Raw genomic sequence first — 7,267 nt, forward strand, 5'->3', positions numbered from 1 at the left:
CGCCGCACCCGTGACAGGATGACCTGACCGGCGGCCGCTTAACGGTCCGGATCGGGCCAGATTGGGCCAGATCGGACGCACCGCCGACCCGCCGGAGAGCGCAGGGAGACGGGATGCCGGGACCGGACGGCTGGGACGACGACGCCGGCGCCACCGAGGTGGCGCGGGGCGTCCCGTTCCGACCCATGTCCATCTCGGAGATGCTGGACGGCGCGATCGCCGGGATCCGGCTCAGGCCGCGCGCCACGCTGGGCCTGTCGGTGGCGGTCAGCACGGTGATCCAGGTGACGAGCTCGGTCGCCGCCTCCTTCTTCATCGGCGACGAGGCCCGCGACGAGGTCACCCCCGACGTGCTGATGGAGTCGCTGGGCGCCCAGCTGACCCTGTCCCTGCTGGGGCTGGTGCTGTCGGCGTTCGGGATCCTGCTGCTGGCGGGGCTGGTGGCGCCGATCCTGGGGCGCGAGCTCCTCGGCATGCCGCTCGCGCCGAGGCAGGCGTGGCGGGACGCCCGGCCGCGGCTCGGACGGCTGGTCGCCACCGCGTCGGCCGTCATGGGCGTCTCGCTGGGCGCGCTGGTCCTGCCGCTCGCCCCGTGCCTCTTGCTGATCGCCGCCGGGGCGCGCCCGGCGTTCGCCGTGCTCGCGGGGATCTTCGGTTTCCCGGTCGGCGCCGGGCTGATGGTGTGGCTGTACATCCTGTTCGTGCAGGCGGTCCCCGCGGTCGTCCTGGAGCGGCGGACCGTCGGGGGCGCGCTGCGCCGCGCGACGACGCTCTCCAAGGGGCGCTGGCTCCGGACGTGCGGGACGCTCCTGCTGGCGCTGGTCGTGACCGTGTTCATGGGCTTCTTCGCCTTGCGGATCCCGTTCCTGTTCGCACAGCTGATCTTCTTCGGCGACTCCTCCGGCAGCGGGGCGACGATGGGCGCGCTCGCCGTGGACACCGTGGGCCGGATCGTGAGCTGGTCGGTGGTCATGCCGTTCGACGCGGGTGTGATCGCCCTGCTCTACATGGACCGGCGGATGCGCCGCGAGGGCTTCGACCTGGACCTGCGCACCCGGGGGCGTTCGGCCGCGGCCATCGCCGCCCGGGAGCGGGGAGCGGCGGCCGAGCAGGGCGCCGGTGAGCAGGACGAGGGGTTCATAGGCCTGTGGCGGACGGGTCCGGCGCAGGCCGGCCCGGCGCAGGGACGTCCGTGGACGGGGGCGGGCACGTGATTCTCGATCCGATCGGCCGCGACGAGGCCCGCGAGATGGCCCGCCGCGAGCTGGAGAAGCAGGTCTACCAGCGCGACAAGCCGTCCTGGCTGGAGCGGGCCTGGGACGACTTCGCCGAGTGGCTGGGCCATCTGTTCCAGAAGGCGCCCGCCCCGGAGTCGCAGGGCAGCGGCGGCGGGTGGACGTCCGTCGCCATCGTCGTCGCCATCGCGCTGGTCGCGGTCGCGCTGGTGGTGTGGCTGATGCGGGGACGCCGGAACCCCCGCTCCCGGAAGGACCCGCTGCTGGAGGACGCGCCGTCCACGGCGCTCGACCACCGGGAGGCGGCGGAGCGGCACGCCGAGGCCGGGCAGTGGGCCGAGGCGATCCGCGAGCGGCTGCGCGCCATCGCCCGCGATCTCGAAGAGCGGGCGGTGCTGTCGGCGCGGCCCGGCCGGACCGCCGACGAGCTGGCCGCCGAGGCGGGCGAGGCGGTGCCGGAGCTCGCCGGCGAGCTGGCCGCGGGCGTGCGGATCTTCGACGACGTCTGGTACGGGGACCGCCCCGGCACCCCCGAGGGGTACGCGCGGATGAAGGAGCTGGACGAGCGGCTGCGGGCGGCGCGGCCGAAGCCGCTGGAGACCGACGACCTCACCCTCGCCGGAAGCGGCGACGAAGGGGGGCCGCGATGGTGACGGCGTCCCCGCCGCGCGGGGGAGCCCCCGCAGCGGAGGCGTCCGCCCGGCAGGTCGCGGGGCGCCGCTGGCGGTCGGCGCGCGGCGTCGTCGCGGCGGTCCTGGCGATGATCGTGATCGCGGTGGCGCTGGCCGCGCTGCACCCCTCCGCGGGGGCCGAGGCGCTCGACCCGGAGTCGCCGAAGCAGGACGGCAGCCGGGCGCTCGCGGAGATCCTGCGCCGGCACGGCACGCCGGTGACGGTGGCCCGGAGCACCGGCGACGCCATCGGCGCGGCCGGGCCCGGCGCGGTCCTGGTGGTGACCCGCACGGAGCGGCTCACCGAGGAGGACCTCGCCCGGCTGAGCGGCGTCCCGGCGGACGTGCTGCTCGTCCGGCCGACGTCGTTCGCGCTGGAGGCGTTCGCCCCGCAGGTGCGCAGGCGGGGCCCGTCGTTCGAGGAGACCGCCGAGCCGGGCTGCAATCTGCCCGTGGCGTCGCTCGCGGGGGCGGTCGACTTCCACGAGTCGGAGACCTACGAGGTCGCGGGCGCGGGCACGGCCTGCTACCGGACCGGCTCCGGGGACGCGAGGCTCGTCCAGGTCGGCACCGGCACGCACACCGTGACGGTGCTCGGCTCGACGGCCCCGCTGACGAACCGGCGGCTCACCGAGGAGGGCAACGCGGCCCTCGGCATGAACCTGGCCGGGGCGGGCGCCTCGGCGGTCTGGCTCGCCCCGGACCTGCCGAAGGCGGGCTCCGGCGCGGGCCAGCGGTCGCTCGGCGATCTGCTGCCGTTCGGGGTGAAGCTGCTCGTCCTCCAGCTGCTCGTCGCGGTGCTGCTGGTGGCCCTGTGGCGGGCCCGCCGCCTCGGCCCGGTCGTGGCGGAGGCGCTGCCCGTCGTCGTCCGGTCCGCCGAGACCGTCGAGGGCCTCGCCCGCCTCTACCGCGCGGGCCGCGCCCGCGACCGGGCCTCGGACGCGCTGCGCTCCGGCGCCCGCGAACGGCTCGTCCCGCTCCTCGGACTCCCCCGCAGCAGCGCGCAGGATCCCTCCGCCGCGCGGGAGATCGTCACGGCGGTCGCCCGCCGCACGACGTACGACGAGGCGTACGTCGGAGCGGCCCTGTACGGTCCCGAACCCTTGGACGACGCCGGGCTGATCGCCCTCACCGACGTCCTCGACGACCTGGAAAGGCAGGTACGCCAGTCGTGAACCCCCCTGTAGAGCTCGGGAAGGACGACGTGCCCGGCGGCGCGGGGCCGGGCACGATCCCCGAGGACGCCCGGCGCCAGGCCGAGACGGCCCGCGCGGCGCTCACGGCCCTGCGCGGTGAGGTCGCCAAGACGGTCGTCGGCCAGGACTCCGTGGTGACCGGGCTGGTGATCGCGCTGCTCTGCCGCGGCCACGTGCTGCTGGAGGGCGTTCCCGGCACGGCCAAGACGCTGCTGATCAAGACGCTGTCGCGGGCCCTCGACCTGGACTTCAAGCGCGTCCAGTTCACCCCCGACCTGATGCCCGGCGACGTGACCGGCTCGCTGGTGTACGACAACCGGACGGCGGAGTTCGACTTCCGCGAGGGGCCGGTCTTCACCAACCTCCTGCTCGCCGACGAGATCAACCGGACGCCCCCCAAGACGCAGGCCTCCCTCCTGGAGGCCATGGAGGAGCGCCAGGTCTCGGTGGAGGGCACCGCGCGCCCCCTGCCCGACCCGTTCGTGGTGTGCGCGACGCAGAACCCGATCGAGTACGAGGGGACCTATCCCCTGCCCGAGGCCCAGCTCGACCGGTTCCTGGTCAAGCTGACGGTGCCCGTCCCCACGCGGGACGAGGAGATCTCCATGCTCCAGCGGCACGCCTCCGGGTTCGACCCCCGCGACCTGTCCGAGGTGAAGCCCGTCGCGGGAGCGGCCGAGCTGGCCGCCGGGCAGGCCGCCGTGAGGACCGTGCACCTGGACCCCAAGGTCGCCGCCTACGTCGTGGACCTGTGCAGGGCCACCCGGCAGTCCCCGTCCCTCCAGCTCGGCGTGTCGCCGCGCGGTGCGACGGCGCTGCTGGCGACGTCCCGCGCGTGGGCGTGGCTGTCGGGCCGCGACTACGTCACGCCGGACGACGTGAAGGCGCTGGCCAGGCCCACGCTGCGGCACCGCGTCCAGCTGCGTCCCGAGGCGGAACTGGAGGGCGCGACCGCCGACGGCGTGCTGGAGGGCATCCTCGCCCACGTCCCCGCCCCGCGCTGATGGCGCTGACCGGGCGCCTCGGGCTGCTGGCCCTCCTCGGCGCGATCGTCCCGCTGTTCGCGCCGAGCTGGTGGACGCTCTTCGCGGTCTGGGGCGTCCTGCTGCTCGGCGTCGCCGCCGACCTCGCCCTGGCGGGGAACGTGCGGGCCCTGCGCTTCCACCGCGACGGCGACACCAACGTGCGCCTCGGCGAGACGGCCCAGGTGTCGCTGATCGTGGAGAACCTCGGCCGGCGGCGCCTCAAGGCCCGGCTGCGGGACGTGTGGCCGCCGAGCGCGGGCGCCACGCCCCGCATGGTGAAGGTGGACGTGCCCGCCGGGGAGCGGCGCCGCGTCGAGATGACGCTGACGCCGACCCGCCGCGGCGACCGGAAGGCCGTCACGGTCGCCGTCCGCTCGGTGGGGCCGCTCGGGCTGGCCGCGCGGCAGCTCTCGCGTTCCGCGCCCTGGACCGTCCGGGCGCTGCCCGCGTTCCCGTCCCGCCGCCACCTGCCCGCCAAGCTCGCCCGGCTGCGGGAGCTGACGGGCGCGCACGTCGCGCTGATCCGCGGGCAGGGCACCGAGTTCGACTCCCTGCGCGAGTACGTGGACGGCGACGACGTCCGGTCCATCGACTGGCGCGCCACGGCGCGGCGCGGCGACGTGGTCGTGCGGACCTGGCGCCCCGAACGCGACCGCCGCATCTACCTCGTCCTCGACACCGGCCGCACGTCCGCGGGCCGCGTCGGCGACGTCCCCCGGCTCGACTGCTCGATGGACGCTGCGCTGCTGCTCGGCGCCCTGGCGTCCCGCGCCGGCGACCGCGTCGACCTGCTCGCCTACGACCGCCGGGTCCGCGCCCGCGTCGAGGGCGCGTCCCGCACCGACCTGCTGCCCGCGATGGTGCACGCCCTCGCGCCGCTGGACCCCGAGCTGCTCGAATGCGACGCCGCCGGGATGGTGTCCACGCTGATGGCGCGCGTCCGGCAGCGGTGCCTCGTGGTGCTGCTCACCGAGCTGAACACCGCCGCGATCGAGGAGGGCCTGCTGCCGCTGCTGCCGCAGCTCACCGCCCGGCACCTCGTCATGATCGCCGCGGTGTCGGACCCGCGGGTGGCGGAGATGGCGGAGGGCCGCGGCGACCTCGCGACCGTCTACGACGCCGCCGCCGCCGAACGCGCGAGAGCCGAACGCCGCCGCCTGACCGCCGAGCTGAGAGGCCACGGCGTGGAGGTGGTGGACGCCCCGCCCGCGGAGATAGCCCCGGCCCTGGCCGACGCCTACCTGGCCCTGAAAGCCGCAGGAAGGCTGTAGAGCGTTCTGTGTCCGGTCAACCGGACACAGGAACGAGGTCGGGGTGGAGGTCGGTGTCGCCGGTTTCGCCTTGGCGGACGGCGCGGCGGCCCAGGACGATCACGTAGGTGAGGAAGGCGGCCTCGGCGATGACGCCGATGGTGATGCGCAGCCACGTGATGTGCACCCAGCCGGTCACGAAGCCCTCGATGAGGCCGGACACGAGGAGCACCGCGATGAGGCCGAGGGCGATGCTGACGGCGGCGCGGCCCTCCTCGGCCAGGGCCTGGCCGCGGCGGCGCGGGCCCGGGTCGACGATCGTCCAGCCGAGCTTGAGGCCGCCGGCGCAGGCGAGGTAGACGGCGGTGAGCTCCAGCAGGCCATGCGGGAGGATCAGCCCGAAGAACACGTCGCCCTTGCCGTAGGCGAACATGAGGCCGCCGCTGATTCCGAGGTTGACCTGGTTCAGCAGCAGGACGTACACGGTCGGGATGCCGAGGAGGATCCCGAAGATGAGCGCGGTCGCCGACACCCAGGCGTTGTTGACCCACACCTTGAACGCGAACGAGGCCGCGGAGTGCTCGGTGTAGTAGTTGGCGAAGTCGTGCTCGACGAGTTCGCGGATCTCGTCGGGCGTCCCGATGGTCGCCTGGACGTCGGGGCTGTGCACGACCCAGATGGCCAGGGCGAGCGACAGCAGGTTGCCGAGGACGGCGCCGCCGAGCCACCACCACCGCATCCGGTACGCGGCCGCCGGGAACGACACGGTCGCGAAGCGGGTGACGTCGCGCCAGAGTGGCGCCTGGGCGCCGCCCACCGCGGCCCTGCCGCGCGCCACGAGCGACGACAGCCGTCCCACGAGCTGCGGGTCGGGCGAGCTGGAGCGGACGACCGACAGGTGCGTCGCCGCGCGCTGGTAGAGATCGACCAGTTCGTCGGCTTCCGCGCCGGTCAGCCTGCGGCCGCGGTTGATGAGCCGTTCGAGGCGCAGCCATTCGGCGTTGTGCGCGGCCACGTAGGCGTCGACGTCCACCCGGCGAGACTAACGCCTCGGCCCGCCGAACCGGCACAATGGGCAATCCGCCCGCATCGGAGGACAGGACATGGCCGATCTCGTCACCGGCGAGGCCGTCGCGCTCGACATCCGGGTCGCGCGGCTGGCCAGCCGTGCCTGCGCCGTCCTTCTCGACCTGCTCCTGCAGCTGGTGCTGCTGAACATCGTCGTCTACGTCACGGCGATGACCTCGCTGGTGGCCGACGACGCCTGGACGGTGGGGCTGACGCTGCTCGGCGTCGTCGCGGTAATCGTCGGGTATCCCTGCGCGTTCGAGACGCTGTCGCGGGGGCGGACGCTGGGCAAGATGGCCGTCGGGCTCCGCGTCGTCGGCGACGACGGCGGGCCGGTGCGGTTCCGGCAGGCGCTGGTGCGGGCGCTGGCCGGGTTCGTCGAGTTCTGGGTCTTCTACGGCTCGCCCGCGCTGATCACGTCGTTCTGCAACCGGCGCGGCAAGCGGCTCGGCGACCTGTTCGCCGGGACGATCGTCATCCAGGAGCGGGTGCCCGCGTCGGCCCTGCTGGGGCCCGTCGCGGTGATGCCGCCGCAGCTCGCCTGGTGGGCGCGGAACCTGGAGCTGTCCATGCTGTCGGACGAGCTGGCGATGACGGCCCGGCAGTACCTGTCGCGGTTCTGGGAGCTGCTCCCGGAGGTCCGCGACTCGCTGGGGCAGCGGATCGCCTCGCAGGTCGTCGCGGTGGTGAGCCCGCCACCGCCGCCGGGGGTGCGGCCCGAGATCCTGCTGTCGGCCGTTCTCGCCGAGCGCCGCCACCGCGAGGAGCTGCGGCTCGCCGAGCGCCGGGCGCGCCGGATGCGCCGGCTCGGGCTTCCCGCGT

The 7,267-nt window shown here is 74.7% G+C and carries 7 protein-coding genes; 6 read left to right on the forward strand and 1 reads right to left on the reverse strand.

The window, feature by feature from the left end; translation table 11 throughout:
- Window positions 1–113 precede the first annotated feature (113 nt).
- The 5 genes from ABWI04_RS09580 to ABWI04_RS09600 are packed head-to-tail and all read left to right on the forward strand — an operon-like array spanning window position 114 to window position 5,398.
- Window positions 114–1,214 (forward strand): hypothetical protein, encoded by a 1,101-nt coding sequence (locus ABWI04_RS09580; RefSeq protein ID WP_353832114.1) that lies wholly within the window; start codon window positions 114–116, stop codon window positions 1,212–1,214.
- The gene (locus ABWI04_RS09585) at window positions 1,211–1,888 is read left to right on the forward strand and encodes a DUF4129 domain-containing protein (protein ID WP_353832115.1); all 678 of its coding nucleotides are present in this window, start codon (window positions 1,211–1,213) and stop codon (window positions 1,886–1,888) included. The genes ABWI04_RS09580 and ABWI04_RS09585 overlap by 4 nt, the downstream gene beginning before the upstream one ends.
- Window positions 1,882–3,081 carry a DUF4350 domain-containing protein gene (locus tag ABWI04_RS09590; RefSeq protein ID WP_353832116.1) on the forward strand — a complete coding sequence of 400 codons (1,200 nt, stop codon included), beginning with the start codon at window positions 1,882–1,884 and terminating at the stop codon, window positions 3,079–3,081. The genes ABWI04_RS09585 and ABWI04_RS09590 overlap by 7 nt, the downstream gene beginning before the upstream one ends.
- Window positions 3,082–3,137: 56 nt before the next feature.
- Entirely contained in the window at window positions 3,138–4,106 is a 969-nt protein-coding gene (locus ABWI04_RS09595) for an AAA family ATPase (protein WP_345177884.1), read from the forward strand.
- Window positions 4,106–5,398, forward strand: a complete 1,293-nt coding sequence (locus ABWI04_RS09600) for a DUF58 domain-containing protein (RefSeq protein WP_345177758.1) — start codon at window positions 4,106–4,108, stop codon at window positions 5,396–5,398. The genes ABWI04_RS09595 and ABWI04_RS09600 overlap by 1 nt, the downstream gene beginning before the upstream one ends.
- A gap of 16 nt (window positions 5,399–5,414) precedes the next feature.
- Here ABWI04_RS09600 and ABWI04_RS09605 read toward each other — a convergent pair whose 3' ends face one another.
- On the reverse strand, window positions 5,415–6,410 hold the full coding sequence (locus ABWI04_RS09605; protein WP_345177756.1) for a stage II sporulation protein M: 996 nt from the start codon (window positions 6,408–6,410) through the stop codon (window positions 5,415–5,417).
- Between the two features lie 70 nt (window positions 6,411–6,480).
- On the opposite strand from ABWI04_RS09605, the gene ABWI04_RS09610 reads away from it, so the two are divergent.
- A partial coding sequence (locus ABWI04_RS09610) for an RDD family protein (RefSeq protein WP_353832117.1) occupies window positions 6,481–7,267 on the forward strand: 787 nt, incomplete at its 3' end.

Origin of the sequence: Actinomadura sp. NPDC000929 (assembly GCF_040492065.1) — a bacterium.
Lineage (GTDB): Bacteria > Actinomycetota > Actinomycetes > Streptosporangiales > Streptosporangiaceae > Spirillospora > Spirillospora verrucosospora.